Origin of the sequence: Streptomyces zingiberis (genome assembly GCF_012034935.1) — a bacterium.
Taxonomy (GTDB): domain Bacteria; phylum Actinomycetota; class Actinomycetes; order Streptomycetales; family Streptomycetaceae; genus Streptomyces; species Streptomyces zingiberis.
The window spans coordinates 22125-35928 of record NZ_JAATEN010000023.1 but is presented as its reverse complement, the minus strand read 5'-3'; the positions used below and the strand labels follow the sequence as shown (position 1 = coordinate 35928).

Below are 13804 nucleotides of genomic sequence, written 5' to 3'. Positions count from 1 at the left end.
AGCTACCTCGGGGCCACGGGGGCGCACCAGCGTCCCACGGGTCCCAGGGATCGCCGAATCCCACATACGTCCCACAGGTACCGGGGACGAGCGCCCGGAAGACTGCGTCCGCGCAGGTCAGCCCCCGTAGCTCAGCGGATAGAGCACGTGCCTTCTAAGCACTTGGCCGCAGGTTCGAGTCCTGCCGGGGGCGCAAACAGCCTCTCACCAGCATAGATGGGTGAGAGGCTTTCTGATGCGCGCGGAGCACAGCGCCGATTGGCCACGTGCCTGTCAGGACGGCGAGTCGGGGCCACGGCTGCGCCGGGTGGCGCTGTCACCACGGTCGGCCGCCGCCCCGGGCGAGCGCCCGCGCGAGGAAGTACCGGCCGCCGGGCAACCCGGCGGCGGTCGCCGCCGGGTTGCCCGGGCCTTCAGGACGGCATCGCCGTGCTCAACGGGCCCGGCGGCGGTGAAGCTGCGGTGGGTGCGCTTGCACCCGTTGCTCGCGGCGGACGCCGCAGCCGTCCCGGCAGTGCGGTCCGGCATCGGCGCCGGATGCCGCTCGTACGCGTGCCGCACGTGCGTGTCCCTCTGGATCTTCCTGACGCCGCCCGTCGAGGACGCCCCTACGGGAGGCCTTTCACCCTTCGGCGTCCGGGCACCCACCCACGCAGGCCCCGCGGCATCTCAGGAACCTGTGACTACACCGAGGTCTGTGCGCATCACGTCTCGCATCCGTTCCCAACGGATCCAAAGCCGCTGGAAGTCCGCTCGAATCTCGTCGAAGGAGCCATCCCGGTCCGGGTTCCCTTCCTCCAAACACATCGTCCTGCGATACACCTCGGAGAGGGCCGTCGTCATCCCATCGAGCTCGGCCAGGACCTCTGGCGAGGCAATCATCTGAGCTTCGGCGAAGGAAGCGTGGTGGGCGCGTCTGGCCTCCTCCATCACCTCACGGGCCTCTGGCGTCACCTCTCCCTTGTGTACAAGCCACAGGAAGTCCAGTAAATGAGTTCGGTACTGCCGGAAGATCGCATTCACCGACATGTAGCATTGCCGCCTGCGATCCAGCTCAGCGGCTCGCTGCTCACGGAACCATTGAGCCGCTTCGATCTGCCGTTGCCGCTCGAATTGCTCTCTCTGAACCCGGCCCATCAGTCGTTGGGACACGACGGACGCGCTGAGTGTGCCGGCCACACCGACTATCGCCGCAGTCAGTCCGATCAACGCGTCCCCCATGGACCCCCCAGCGTCTTCATTCCGGTCAACCACCGCCATCTTTCCCTGAAAGGTGGCGCGCAGGGGGCGACTTTCCACCTGCTATCCGGCCCGCGCCTGACAGCCCGTCCGCAGCCTCTCCCCTGTCTGTAGACCAGGTGCCGACGACGTTCGACGCACGAGCATTCGCCAGAGGAAGAACCTTTTGACCGGTCAGTTCCGGAGGCCGAAGACGGGCCCGCCCGGGGAAAGCGGAGCTGGTCCGGGAAGGAACGGGGAGCCTGATGACCCTTGACGAGGAGATGTACCGCGCTTTCCGGGAGGAGGAGGCCAAGCGGCAGGCCGCCGACGCCCTGGCGAAGCAGGCCGCTTACGACGCCGCGCTGAGCCACCTGTCCAGGGCGCCGGAGGAGGTGCCCCGCACCCGCGCGGTGATCGCGGTAGTGGCGAAGGACCGCTGGTGGGACGATGTCGCCGCCCTTCTCATCTTCTTGTTCGCCCTGGCCGGGGCGTTGCCGTCAGCCCTAGGCGCGAACCTCGCGCTGCGCGGGGCTCCGCAACTGGCCGTCAAGGCCGGTACCGTCGCCGCTCTCGTCTCCGTGCTCGTGCTGCTGAGCGCGGCAGGGGTGTGGCTGGCCGGCAGACTGGACCGGGCCCGGCAGCGGGACGCGCTGATCCACACGGGCGCGGACACGGTGCTCGCCTGCGTGAACGCCCTGGCGGCGCCGGACGCCGAGCGCGCCGCGCTCCTCCAGAAGGTTGACGATCTGTACCGCCGGACCGAGGCGGGCGTGCTCAACGCCCACCGGACCCGCGGCACCATGGGGCGCTCCTCACCGCGGCGGACCACCGCCCGGCGCCATGCCGAACTGGTGGCGGGCGCGCTCCGGCGCGACCTGTGCCGGGTGGACGTCGACCCCAAGGACGCGCTGCGCGACCTGGCGGGGAGGCTGGTGGAGGTCTGCGAGCGGTACGCCGAGGGCCGCGTGGGCCGGCTGCTGCCCGAGACCGACCTCACGGGGGTGACGCCGGTGACCCTCACCCGCCGGGCGCTGCGCGAGTCGGCGCACATGGCGGTCGTGGTGGTCGCCGGGTTCTGCGGCGCCCTGGGGGGCTGGCTGGGCGGCCAGTCGCTCGGCCTGCCGGACGACTTCCCCCTGGGCGCCGCGCTGGTGGGCCTGCTGCTCGGCGGGACGCTGACCGGCGGCTGGCACCGCGTGGCACGGCTGGCGGAGCTCCTGCCGGGCCGTTGACGTCCCGGACCCGGCGCCCCGAGTCACCGATGCCCGGCACCCGGGGCGTCGGGGTGGCGCGGGGCGCCAGGACGACACGCGCCGGCATGACACGGGCTCACGGCGACTCGCGGCAAGCCGTTCTCTCCAGGCCTGGCGCGGCACCGGAGTTCTGGGCCGTGCTCCACGAAGCCGCCCTTCACCACCGCTTCACCGTGCGGCCGGTGACCATGCGCGAGCAGTTGCGCCGGCTGCTCGACGCCTCCGAGCTGCCGAACGTCACCGTGCAACTCATGCACTGAGTTCCACCGCCCACCCCGGCATGGTGGGTGGCTTCACGCTCACCAGCTTCCCCGGCCCCATGCCTCCCGTCGTCCTGCTGGAGAACCTCAGCGGCGCGACATACGTTGAGGGCCACGAAGCGACGCCTTTCGTGAAAGCTTTCGACCGCATCCGCGCGACAGCTCTCTCCGTGGAGGACTCCCTCGCGAGGATCGCCACGATGGAAGAGGGGCACCGGGGATGAACGCTGCTGCCAAGGCCGAGCTCTACGCATACGACCTGACGGAAGCCATATGGCGGAAGGGGTCCGCCAGCGGCCCTGAGCACAACTGCGTCGAGGTCGCCGGTCTTCCCGGTGGCGGCAAGGCGATACGTGACTCCAAGCGGCACGACGCCGCACCCCTGCGCTGCACCGCCTCCGCCTGGCAGGCTTTCCGGCACGGGGTCCTCACCGGGGAACTCTGACCCGACCCGAACAGCCGATATCTGGGGTCGGCAGAAGAGGGGCGGTGCCGAGAGGTCGGGGCCGGGCTGGTCTCTGTCGGGACCGCTGATGCCGGAGCCAAGGGATACCGGCCTGGTTCGGTTCAGGTCCTCGATGGGGTCGCGGCACGGGGGATCGCTCCATGCCCGAACCTTGCCGCAACGGCCTAGAGTTGGCCACGTGAGCGAGTACCAGTACTACGAGTTCCAGGCGCTCGACCGTCCGCTCAGCCCCGAGGAGCAGGCGCAGTTGCGCGCCATCTCCACCCGGGCCCGGATCACGGCCACCAGCTTCACCAACACGTACGAGTGGGGTGACCTCAGTGGCGATCCGCGCCGGATGACCGAGCGCTACTTCGACGCTCATCTGTACGTCACGAACTGGGGCACCCACCGGCTGCTCCTCCGCCTGCCCAGGCAAGCCTTGGACCTGGCCACGGCGCAGTCGTACTGCCTGGGCTCGCAGACCGACGCCTGGACCACCCGCACCCACCTGCTCCTCGACCTGAGCAGCGAGGACGAGGGCGGCGACTGGATCGAGGGCGCCGACGAGTCCCTGGCCGCCCTGGTCGGCGTACGTGACGAACTCATGGGCGGTGATCTGCGCCCCCTGTACATCGCCTGGCTCTCCGCCCTCGCTGCCTGGGAGCTCGAGGACGACGACGAAGAGGAATACCAGACCTGCCCGGAGCCGCCCGTCCCCGCCGGGCTCGGCGAACTGACCGCCCCGCAGAGCGCGCTCGCGGAGTTCCTGCGCGTGGACGGTGGCCTGCTGGCCGCCGCGGCCGAAGCCGCTCCCATCACGGCCACGGCACCGAACCGTCCCACGAAGAAGGAACTCGCCCCGCTCGTCGCCGCACTGCCTCCGAAGGAGAAGGACGCGCTGCTGCTGCGGCTCGCCCTCGGCCCCGAACCCGGGTTGCGCACCGAACTCCTGCACCGCCTGCGCCCCGCCACCGCCCCGGCCACCGCCCCCGGCCGCCGTTCCGCCGCACAGCTCCTGGACGCCGCCCACATCCGGCGTACCCGGCACAGGCAGCGCGTCTGACCTGCACGAGCCGCGCCACTGCCTCCCTGCCACCCCGTCAACCCCAGCACGCAAGAGCGGCAACCTCCCGGTCCTGTCCGCAGCCGTTCCGTCACGGCGGTCCCGGGGGAGCCCTCAGGCCGCCGGGGACGCGCGGCAGCCGGGGCGTGGGGTCAGCCGCGGGCGACCGCGATGGCGCCGGAGAGCCGTTCGCCCGCCTCGTAGATCATGTACGGCACGCCGCGGTCGGTGCCGAACGACGGGGCGGCCGCGCGCCCGTTCTCCGGTGATCCGGAGCGGGAGTCGTAGAAGACGCCGAGGTGGTTGCGGCGGGAGAAGTCGGCGCCGACCTCGGTGATCAGGATGTTGCCGCCGCTGCCCTTGTCGGTGTGGTAGACGACGTACGCGCTGCCGCCACGGGTGAGCAGGTGCGGTCCGCTGAGGTCCGAGGCGCCGACCGCCGCGTGGCCGATCAGCGGCTCCTGGGCGAACTGCCAGTCGCGGCCGTCCGGGGACCAGCCCCAGCCGATGTCGCGGTGGTTGGCCGTGGTGTTCCTCATGAACAGCATCACGTAGCGGGCGCCGCGCCCCGGCAGGTCGTGGCGGAAGACCCGGGCGTAGGAGGCCTCGGTGGTGCCCGCGGGCAGCATCGCGGTGGTGAGGACCGTCTTGTCGTAGCTGAAGCGCACGCCGTCCGTGGAGCGGGCGAGGCGGGTGGTGGTGTTCTCGCCGTGGAAGTACAGCCACATCTCGCGCGCGTCGGCGTTCCACAGGACGTGCGGGGAGGCGACATGGCTGACCTTGTAATGCGGTGACCAGGTGCTGGAGACGATCGGGTTGCCCGGGTACTCCGTGAACGGGCCCTCCAGGGAGTCGCCGTAGGCGAGGCAGATGCCGCCGGGGGCGTCGTGCGGCCCGTAGTAGAGGTAGTAGCGGCCGAGGGGGTTGCTCAGCCGGTCGTAGACACCGCGGATACACGGGAAGATGATCTCCCCGGTGGGGTTGTACGCGAGCCGGTCCGCGGTGAGCAGGGTGCCGACGTGGCGGTAGTCGGGGAAGCCGCCCGGGGCGGCGGCGGCCGGGGCGGCGCCCCGCGCGCCGAGGGCGAGCACGGCGCCGCCGGCGGTGGCGGTGCGCAGGAAGAGGCGGCGGTCGAAGGTCATGGCGTCACGGCTCCTCTGGTCGGTGTTATCGGGGTTCGCCGGGTTTCTCGGGATTCGCCGAGTTCGTGGGGGCTTCGCTGTGTTCCTGGAATTCGCTGTGTTCCTGCGGTTCGTTCGCCGCCGCCGGTGGTGCGGCGTCGCTCCGCACCGGCCGGCGAGATGGTGCTCCGTGCGGCTCAGAGCTGGGTGGTGGCGGTGACGATGAGGCCACCGAGGGCGACGCACCACACGTACGGCAGGGTGCGGAGCATGACCTGCTGCGGGCTGACGCCGGAGTACTGGGCGGCCCACACCGTCTGGGTGCTGGTCGGGTCGCTGACTCCGAACACCTGGTTGTACGAGGCGGTCAGGCCGAGCACGGCGACGGCCGGGTAGATGCCGGCGGCGATGAGCACCCCGGCGATACCGGCGCCGAGCCCGTAGACGTTCAGCGGGCCGCGGTACAGGCACAGCGGCACCAGCAGGGTGAACACCAGCACGAAGACCACGGGGTTGCCGGGGGCGACGGCCTTCACCAGCGGGTCCAGCGCCGCGACGGCCCCGGGGAGCTTCACCGCCGCGAGCAGGATGCCGATGGCGATGAAGAGGGCGATGGGCGGCGCGGCGACCTCGAACCCGCCGTACAGGGTGCGCAGCAGACGCTTGCTGAGCTGTCCCGGCCGGGTGGTGGTCACCAGCGCCCACAGCACACCCGCGAGCATCGACGGGATGATGGCCAGCTCGAAGCCGAGCGCGAGCACCAGCGGCACGACGGGGGCGAGCAGCGCGTACCAGGGCGCGTCGCCCATCCGGCGGGCGCGGTCGCGCCGCCGCCGGGCGGCGCCCTTCCGCCCGTCGCCACCGGACGCCCCGCCGCCCGCGGAGGACCCGCCGTCCCCGGCCCCGCCACCGCCGGAACGCTCGCCGGCCGACGCCAGCGACCAGGCGTGCTCGACGCCCTTGCGGCGGGTCTCGACGAGGACGAAGACCACGGCGAAGAAGGCCGCGAACGGGAAGAGCCGCAGCATGAAGGAGCGCACCGTCTCGACCGGCAGCTCCAGCGCGGTGGAGAAGAACTGCCAGACGGGCAGCTCGAACGGGAGTCCGGCGGCGATGCCCATGAGGATGGTGCCGGCGGCGGTGGTCTTCGGCACGCCGACCGCGATCATCGCGGGGATGCCGATGATGCCCGCCATCATCGCCGCGGGCGCGGAACCGGTGACGGTGCCGACGAGCGCCGAGACGGCGAGGACGCCGAGGGCGACGACGGTGGGCCGGTCGCCGCCGAACTCGACGATCTTGCGGACGAGGGTGCCCGCGATGCCGGTCTCCTCCATCAGCTTGCCGAGCCAGGAGCCGATCAGCACCGCGAGCATGGTCGCGGCCAGCGTGGTCGAGCCCTCCTGGACCACCGTGTCGAGCACGCTGTTCTCCCCGGTGAGCGGCGCTCCGACGACGACCGCGACGGCGAGGCCGAGGAGGACGAGGGCGAAGGCCGTGGGGAGCTTGCGGGTGAGCATGAGCCCCACACCCGCCAGCATGAGCAGCAGGATGACGATTCCCATGGCGCGCCTCAGTCCTCTCCGAGCGCCCGGGCCGCGCTCAGCAGCGCGGCGGTGAGCAGTAGCGGGGTGCGGCCCAGGCCGCAGGCGGCGCCCGCGTAGGCGTGGGCCGCGAGTTCACCGGCTCCGGCGACGTGCCCCGGGACGCGGAACCGCCCGATCCGCAGCGCGGAGTGGTCGAGCCGGCCGCGCAGGGCCCGGCGGACGCGGGCGTCGCCGTGGAGCAGGCAGTGGGCCTCCTCGTGGGCGAGGGCGGCCGCCCGCAGCGACCCGGCGGGGTACCAGTGGCGCCAGCCGAGCAGGTCCACGAGGCTCTCACCGAGGTCGAGGGTGTCGGTGAACAGCTCGACGGTGGGCACGGGACGGGAGACGTACCGGGCGAGGAGCAGCCGGCCGAGCCCGCCGGTGGTCTCGGTCACCCGCACCCCGTGCGGCACCGCGCGGGCGGCGGCGGTGGTCGCGGTGGCGTGACCCACGGCACCGGGGCCGGCGGGAGCGCCGGAGGCAGCGGGGGCACCGGACACGGCGGGAGCACCGGACACGGCGGGAGCACCGGACGTGGTGGGTGGCTCGCCGGCCGGGCCGCCGGGCGCGGTGCCCGCCGCCAGCTCCGCGCCGAACGCCGTGGCCGTCTCCGCCCAGCGGCGCAGCAGCCCCTCGTCCCGGGTCTCGTGCGTCGGCGTGGCGGCGAGCAGGCGGACGCCGAACCCGGCGTCGTCCAGCGCCGCCAGTTCCGCGCAGGCGGCGCGCAGCGCGTCGCGGCGGGCCGGCGGGAGCGCGTCGAGTGCGGTACCGGCCGGGCGCGGGCGGTGCGCGGGCCGCACCACCTCCGCCGGTCGGCCCCGGCCGGACTCCCCGGCGGGGCCGGTGCCCCGGTGGCCTGCCGAACCCACCGGCTTCCCCGAGCCACGCGCGGCCGGGGCGGGCGGGGTGGGGACCTCTTCGGCACGGCCTCCCCCGTCCCGCCCTCGCGCCCCCGGGGCCGGGACGGAGGCGGGGGCCGAGGCCGAAGCGGACACCGGAGCCGAAGCCGCCGAGGCCAGGCCCGGGACCAGGCCCGAGGCCGGGGCCGGGACAGACGCCGGAGCCGGGCCCGGGCCCGGGCCGTGGTTCGTCCGCCCGCTCATGTGCGGGCCTCCACGACCGCCACGACCGGTTCCTCCGCCGCGCGTGCCCGCAGTTCGCCGCGGGCCAGGGCCAGCAGGGGGCCCGCCTCCAGGACACCGGAGAGGTCGGCGATGCGGGAGCCGATCAGCAGCCGGACCGCGGGGGCGCGGACGCCGCCGTCGCCGTAGGAGGTGGCGCCCCGCACCAGTTCGGCGAGGAGTTCCGGTGCCTCGCCGGCGGTGGTGGAGGCCACCGTGGCGTCGGCGGCGTGCAGCCGCACCACCCCGTCGGCGTCGAGGACGCGCACCGGGTGCCGGGTTCGGCGGAGGCGCCGGCGGCGCTCGGTGCCGTAGACGGTGTGCGTGGGCGTGGCGGCGAGCACCCGGACGGCGGACGGGTCGGCCCGGAGGCTGGCCGCGGCCGCGTCCAGCCGCTCGGCGTCACCGGCGCGGCGGGTGCGGTCCTGGGTGCGCAGTTCGGTGGCTCCGGTGGCGACGGCCCGCACGGTGTTGGTCTGCGGGTCGACGGTGACCTCGACCTCCACGGCGCCGGGGTCGGCCCCCTGGGCGACGACGGCCGCCTCGGCCTCGCCGCGCACGCCGAGTATCTGTTCCTGCGTCGCACCGGGGAGGATCCGCTCGATCTGCTCGCGGACGAGGGCGAGGGCCACCCCGATGGGGCTGATGACCTCGCTGTGCCCGGCGATGCGGCCGGGCAGCCCGGTCGCGGCGGCCAGGTGCGGGGTGACGGTGGCGGCGCCGCCACCGCCGCCGACGAGGACGGTGGTGTCCCGGTCGAGGCGGTAGTCGCGCATCATCGCCTCGGTGACCTCCCTGACCTGCCGCACCCCGGCGTCGAGCACCTGGCGGGCCGCCCCGGCGACATCGGTGCCGAGGGCGTCGGCGAGGGGCTTCAGGGCGGTGCGCGCGGCCTCGGGGTCACAGGCGGCGAAGTCGCCCTCCGGCACCCGGCCGAGGGCGTTGGCCGCGCAGGTCAGGGTGAGGGCGAAGCGGCCCCCGGCGGCTTCCAGCACGGCGTGGTCGCCCGCGTCCCCGTCGAGCGGCGCCACGGTCACGAGCCGGGCCCCGGCCAGGTCCGCGGGGCCGGCGAAGCAGGCGTACGGCAGGCCGGCGATGTGGGCGCTGCGCGGGCCGACGGCGTGCACCCGGCCGCCCGCGATCCGGACCATGGAGCCGCCGCCGACCCCGACGGTGCGGACGTCGAGGGCGGAGAGGTACGAGGACCGGCCGAGGATCGTGGCGTGCCGGACGGCGACCTTGCCGCGGCGGATGACGCTGATGTCCGTGGAGGTGCCGCCCGTCTCCAGGAACACTCCCTCGCTGACCCGCTCCCGCATCAGCGCGCCGGCCACCCCGGCGGCGGGCCCCGACAACACGGTGAGCAGCGGGCGGCGGCGCATCTCGGCCAGCGACATGACCCCGCCGTCGCAGCGCATGACCATCAGCGGCGCCGTGACCCCGGCGGCGGCGACGGAACGGTCCACCAGGTCGGCGGTGGCAAGCATCCGCGGCAGGATCGCCGCGTTGACCACGGCGGTGCGGGTGCGCTTGCGCAGCCCGTACAGCGAGGTGATCTCGTGGGCGGCGGTCGCCGGCAGCCCGTACTCCCGGGCGGTGTCCAGCACGGCCCGCTCGCCGTCCGGCAGGTCGACGCCGAACGGCTCGCTGGCGACGAGGACTTCGGCCCCGGCGGCGGTCACCGCGTCGACGGCGGCGCGGACGGCCGCGGTGTCCCCGGGGTCGGCGACGTGCGCGTAGTGCAGCGGGAACCGCTTGCCGGGGGTGAGTTCCAGGGTGGCGAGCCGCGCGAGGCGCCTGGTGGGCAGGGCGCCGGGACCGGTGCCGATGCCGATCAGGCCGACGGGCGCGACATCCCCCTCCAGCAGGGCGTTGGTGGCCTGCGTGGTGCCGTGGGCGAGGAACGTGATGTCCCCGGGGGCGCGGCCGATGTCCTTCAGCAGCCGGTCGAGCGCCTCGACGATGCCGTGGGCGACACCGTCCTCGTGGTGGTGGCTGGTGGGGACCTTCACCTGGGCGACGAGGCCGAGGGTGGCCGCGTCGACGGCCACGGCGTCGGTGAAGGTTCCGCCGACGTCGATGCCGACACGGATACGGCCCGACGGGGCCGGGGCTCCGGCCGGGGCCGGCGCCGCGGCCGGGGCCGGGGGTGACGGCTGGGACGGCGGTCGCGGCGAGGACTGTGGGGAGGACTGCGGGGAGGACTGGGTCACGAGGGGAACACCTCCTTGGGGGGTGGCGCGGATGGTGCGGGCGGGGCACGGACGGAGTGCGCCGGGCGGGTGGGGCACGGGCCGGGCGGAGGGCTCGGGGTGCGAGGGCTCGGGGTGTGAGGGCTCAGGGTGCGGGGGCTCAGGGTGCGGGGGCTCAGGGTGGTACTTCCGGTGCGGTGCCGTACCGGCGGTGCGGTGCGGTACCGGCGGTGCCGGGTCGCTGCGGTGCTTCTCAGGGTTGGTGCGGTCCTCCCGGCCGGTGCGCGCCCCCCGTCCCGGCGGCGGCGCAGGACGCGGCCCGGGGAGGGCGGTGCTACGCGGGACGCGCCCGGCCGCCCGGGGCCCCCGCCGCCCCGGCCACCGGCCGGAACCCGACCCGGGCCGAACCGGCCCAGGTCGAGCGGGCCGGGCCGAACCGGCCCAGGTCAGGCCGCCCAGGCCAGATCCGGCCGGCTCAGTAACCGCGCACGTCCGGCCAGTGCCGCTGGACGCCGGCCCGGTCGAGTACGCGGCCGAACTCCGCCAGCCGCTTGTCCTCCTCCTGCACCTGGTGCGGGCGGACACCCTCCTCCAGGCAGTGCGCGGCAAGCGCGCCGGCGACCTCACCGACGTTCCACTCGACGGGGTGGAGGCGGTAGCAGCCGTTGGTGATGTGGGTGGTGCCGAGGTTCTTGCCGGCCGGCAGCAAGTTGCGCACCCGGCGCGGCAGCAGGGCCCCGAGCGGGATCTCGAACGGCACGGAGCCGACGTCCACGTAGTTGTCCCCACCGGTGGAGGGGTGCAGGTCGATGCGGTAGCCGCCGACGCCGACGGAGTCCCGGTGCCGGGTGCCGCCGTACGGGCCGACGAGGTCGATGGCGACATCGTGTTCGGTCACGGTGGTGACGGCCTTGATCCGGCGGGACTCCCGCACGTACGGCGCCTTGGCGAGGCCGTCGGCGGTGCCGGTGACGTCGGGGCGCAGCCGCAGGCCGGGGAAGCCGGTGCCGCCGTCGGTGCGCGGGGCCTCGGTCTGCAGCCAGTACAGGACCGCGAGCGAGAGCTGCCGGGCCCCGGCGAGCGCGGCGCGGCCGGTCTCCTCGCCCGCCCCGATCAGCGGCTTGAGCCAGTAGTCGTTGAGCGGCCAGTTGACGAGGGTGATGTCGGAGTCGAAGGCGCCGGGGCGGTGCAGTTTGCGGGCGAGGATGCGGCGGAAGCCCCACAGCTCCTTGTCGCCGGCGTCGGCGCTCTGGTCGGCGGTGACGTCGAGCGGGTCGATCGCGGGGTTGGGCTCGAAGGTGCGTTCCACGGGCGCCAGCGAACGGGGGTCGGGCGCGAGGAAGCCGAGGAGCGGCCCGGGCCAGAAGTCCGGCCGGTAGGAGCGCCAGAAGTCGTATCCGTCCGGGCGGTCGACGGTGTGGTCCTCGCCCTCGTGGTGGGAGAGGGCGAAACAGACGGTGATGCCCTGCTGGTTGAGCGGGTCGGCGGTCCCGGGCGCGTGCGGCTCGTCGTACTCGGAGCGGGCCTCGGCTCCCAGCGCGTACTCGACGTCCGCCAGTTCCAGCAGTTCACCGGTCTCGGTGGCGTCGAGGACGTAGGGGGCGGTGACGGTGTGCCGGGCGCCGTCGCGGACGTCCTCGACGGTGACGGCGCGCACGGTGTCCCCGTCGGTGTCGGCGGCGACGGGCCGGGTGTGGGTCAGCACGGTGAGCCGGCCGGCGGCGACGTGCGGGGCGAGCATCGCCTCCAGCACGGCGAGGGCGACCCGCGGCTCGTGGCAGAGCTTGCTGACGCGCCCGGCACCGGGGTTGAGGTACGGCAGGTCCAGGGCCTCGGCCCGCAGGGGGTACCAGCGCCGGTAGTGGGCGCGGATCGACTCGCGCAGCGCCCGGTAGGTGGCGGTGACCCCGAACTGCTCGACCCACGGGTGCTCGTCCGGCGGGACGGCCTGCGAGGTGAGCTGGCCGCCGACCCAGTCGGTCTCCTCGGTGAGGACGACGGTGCGCCCGGCGCGGCAGGCCGCGAGCGCGGCGGCCACGCCGCCCGTGCCGCCGCCGACGACGAGGATGTCGGTCCGGGTGGGGGTTCCGGTGGGGATGGGCATACGGTGCTTGCTCCTCGGGGTCGCGTGATCGGGTCGCGGTGGTCGGGTCGGGTGCCTCGGGATCAGTCCTCGGGTCGGGCTTCTCGGGTCGGGCTTCTCGGGTCGGGCGTCCGGGTCGCCGGTGGCCGGGCCGGTGGCGGCGGACGGGACAGGGTGCGGGGCAGCGGACGGGTACGGGCGGGGCCGGCGGCCCTCAGCCCGGTCCGCCGGGTGGCGGGCCGGTGGTGTCCCCGGCGCGGAAGGCGCAGGCCACCAGGGGCTCGGCACGCTCCTGACCGGCGAGCTGCGCGACGAGCAGACGGACCGCCGCGGCCCCCAGCTCGGCGCGGGGGATGTCGAAACCGGTCGGCGGCCGGACGGCCGCCAGGTCGGCGGGGGGTGAGCCGAGCAGTGCCAGCGACAGATCCCGGGGCGCGTCGAGCCCGGCGGCGGCCACCGCCGTGTGGAGGGCCCGCCAGGCGCCACCGGTGTCGGTCTCCTCGGCGACGAAGGCGGTGGTGCCCTCGGCGAGCCGGGCACGCACCCAGGCGGGCGTGATGTCGGCCGCCGGACGCCCTGTCCGCACCACGGCCGCCGGGTCGTCCGCGCCGCGCCGCCCGGCGCACTCGGCGAGCGCGGCGCGGAAGCCGTGCTCCCGGTCGGTGGAGGCCGGTGCGTCGTCGTCCTCACGGACGAGGACCACCCGCCGGTGGCCGAGCCCGGTGAGATGCCGGACGACCTCGGCGCTGGCCGCGACGTAGTCGGCGCCGACCCAGGCCAGCCCCGCCGGCTCGTCACGGCGGCCGATGTGCACGGCCGGATAGCCGTCGGCGACGAGCCGCCGCAACTGGTCGCCTCGGACATGGCGGCCGAGGAAGAGGCACCCGTCGGCGAGCCGCACCCGGTCCAGCGCGCCGGGCTCCCCCGCCTGCGCGCCGCCGGAGCTGGAGCCGGTGAACAGCACCAGGTCGTACCCCTGGGCGGCGGCCTCCTGCTCCACCCCGGCGAGGAACGGGTAGTACGAGTGCTCCACGGCGGTGGGGAAGGTGGCGGTGAAGCTGAAGACGCCCAGGAGGTTGTTCCGGGCGGCGGCGAGGCGGCGGGCGGCCGGGTCGGGCACGTACCCGAGTTCGCGCGCGGCGGCGAACACCCGCGCCCGGGTGTCCTCGTGCAGGGCGATGCCCTGCTTGTTGCCGCCGAGCACCAGCGACACCGTCGTCTGCGACACCCCGGCGAGCCGGGCCACCTCGGCCTGGCGCGGCCGGCCGCGCCGCTGCCGGGCGGGTCCTTTCTCGGCCATGCCCCACCCCTCTCCGACTCATGGGCTAATGCGCATTAGTCACCGCGCCGCGGGCGGCGCGTGCGGTGCTGATGCGGATTAGCGAGCACTTTGCCGCTGCGTTACGGGAAGGGTCAAGAGGGGCCAGACGACTAATAATTGACTAATATCCGGCAC

The 13804-nt window shown here is 74.3% G+C and carries 12 protein-coding genes and 1 tRNA gene; 6 read left to right on the top strand and 7 right to left on the bottom strand.

Features of this window, described 5'->3' with window-relative positions; translation table 11 throughout:
• Positions 1-120: 120 nt before the first annotated feature.
• Positions 121-193 (top strand) — tRNA-Arg (locus HCK00_RS22920).
• 476 nt (positions 194-669) lie between these two features.
• On the opposite strand, the gene HCK00_RS22915 is transcribed toward HCK00_RS22920, so the two are convergent.
• Positions 670-1152 (bottom strand): hypothetical protein, encoded by a 483-nt coding sequence (locus tag HCK00_RS22915; RefSeq protein ID WP_168103922.1) that lies wholly within the window; start codon positions 1150-1152, stop codon positions 670-672.
• Between the two features lie 332 nt (positions 1153-1484).
• Between HCK00_RS22915 and HCK00_RS22910 the strand changes: the two genes are divergently transcribed.
• The 5 genes from HCK00_RS22910 (at position 1485) to HCK00_RS22895 (ending at position 4245) form a co-directional block, all read left to right on the top strand.
• Positions 1485-2453 (top strand): hypothetical protein, encoded by a 969-nt coding sequence (locus HCK00_RS22910; protein WP_168103921.1) that lies wholly within the window; start codon positions 1485-1487, stop codon positions 2451-2453.
• Positions 2454-2611: 158 nt separating this feature from the next.
• Positions 2612-2734 carry a Scr1 family TA system antitoxin-like transcriptional regulator gene (locus tag HCK00_RS28550; protein WP_311765440.1) on the top strand — a complete coding sequence of 41 codons (123 nt, stop codon included), beginning with the start codon at positions 2612-2614 and terminating at the stop codon, positions 2732-2734.
• A gap of 20 nt (positions 2735-2754) precedes the next feature.
• A complete protein-coding gene (locus HCK00_RS28255) occupies positions 2755-2958 on the top strand; it encodes a Scr1 family TA system antitoxin-like transcriptional regulator (RefSeq protein ID WP_206320771.1) in 204 nt (67 codons plus the stop codon).
• Entirely contained in the window at positions 2955-3179 is a 225-nt protein-coding gene (locus tag HCK00_RS22900; protein ID WP_168103920.1) for a DUF397 domain-containing protein, read from the top strand. Before HCK00_RS28255 ends, HCK00_RS22900 begins: the two co-directional genes overlap by 4 nt.
• Before the next feature lie 199 nt (positions 3180-3378).
• Positions 3379-4245: a hypothetical protein gene (locus tag HCK00_RS22895; RefSeq protein ID WP_168103919.1), complete on the top strand. Its 867-nt coding sequence runs from the start codon at positions 3379-3381 to the stop codon at positions 4243-4245.
• Positions 4246-4397: 152 nt separating this feature from the next.
• Here the strand turns inward: HCK00_RS22895 and HCK00_RS22890 are convergent, their stop codons facing one another.
• The 6 genes from HCK00_RS22890 to HCK00_RS22865 all read right to left on the bottom strand — a co-directional run bounded on the left by HCK00_RS22890 (position 4398) and on the right by HCK00_RS22865 (position 13648).
• Positions 4398-5387 (bottom strand): glycoside hydrolase family protein, encoded by a 990-nt coding sequence (locus HCK00_RS22890; protein ID WP_168103918.1) that lies wholly within the window; start codon positions 5385-5387, stop codon positions 4398-4400.
• A 176-nt stretch (positions 5388-5563) separates the two neighbouring features.
• On the bottom strand, positions 5564-6931 hold the full coding sequence (locus tag HCK00_RS22885) for a TRAP transporter large permease subunit (protein WP_168103917.1): 1368 nt from the start codon (positions 6929-6931) through the stop codon (positions 5564-5566).
• Between the two features lie 8 nt (positions 6932-6939).
• Positions 6940-7680 (bottom strand): hypothetical protein, encoded by a 741-nt coding sequence (locus HCK00_RS27940; RefSeq protein ID WP_240966049.1) that lies wholly within the window; start codon positions 7678-7680, stop codon positions 6940-6942.
• 371 nt (positions 7681-8051) lie between these two features.
• A complete protein-coding gene (locus tag HCK00_RS22875; RefSeq protein WP_168103986.1) occupies positions 8052-10166 on the bottom strand; it encodes a hydantoinase/oxoprolinase family protein in 2115 nt (704 codons plus the stop codon).
• A gap of 574 nt (positions 10167-10740) precedes the next feature.
• Positions 10741-12369 carry an FAD-dependent oxidoreductase gene (locus HCK00_RS22870; RefSeq protein WP_168103916.1) on the bottom strand — a complete coding sequence of 543 codons (1629 nt, stop codon included), beginning with the start codon at positions 12367-12369 and terminating at the stop codon, positions 10741-10743.
• Positions 12370-12562: 193 nt separating this feature from the next.
• Complete coding sequence (locus HCK00_RS22865) at positions 12563-13648, bottom strand: LacI family DNA-binding transcriptional regulator (RefSeq protein WP_206320770.1); 1086 nt, start codon at positions 13646-13648, stop codon at positions 12563-12565.
• Positions 13649-13804 lie beyond the last annotated feature (156 nt).

What these genes read in the sequence shown, in the direction of transcription:
- HCK00_RS22900 (WP_168103920.1), top strand. Translation starts at nt 2,955, where the DNA reads ATGAACGCTGCTGCCAAGGCCGAGCTCTACGCATACGACCTGACGGAA.
- HCK00_RS22910 (WP_168103921.1), top strand. Translation starts at nt 1,485, where the DNA reads ATGACCCTTGACGAGGAGATGTACCGCGCTTTCCGGGAGGAGGAGGCC.
- HCK00_RS22870 (WP_168103916.1), bottom strand. Translation starts at nt 12,369, where the DNA reads ATGCCCATCCCCACCGGAACCCCCACCCGGACCGACATCCTCGTCGTC.
- HCK00_RS22865 (WP_206320770.1), bottom strand. Translation starts at nt 13,648, where the DNA reads ATGGCCGAGAAAGGACCCGCCCGGCAGCGGCGCGGCCGGCCGCGCCAG.
- HCK00_RS28255 (WP_206320771.1), top strand. Translation starts at nt 2,755, where the DNA reads ATGGTGGGTGGCTTCACGCTCACCAGCTTCCCCGGCCCCATGCCTCCC.
- HCK00_RS22890 (WP_168103918.1), bottom strand. Translation starts at nt 5,387, where the DNA reads ATGACCTTCGACCGCCGCCTCTTCCTGCGCACCGCCACCGCCGGCGGC.
- HCK00_RS22885 (WP_168103917.1), bottom strand. Translation starts at nt 6,931, where the DNA reads ATGGGAATCGTCATCCTGCTGCTCATGCTGGCGGGTGTGGGGCTCATG.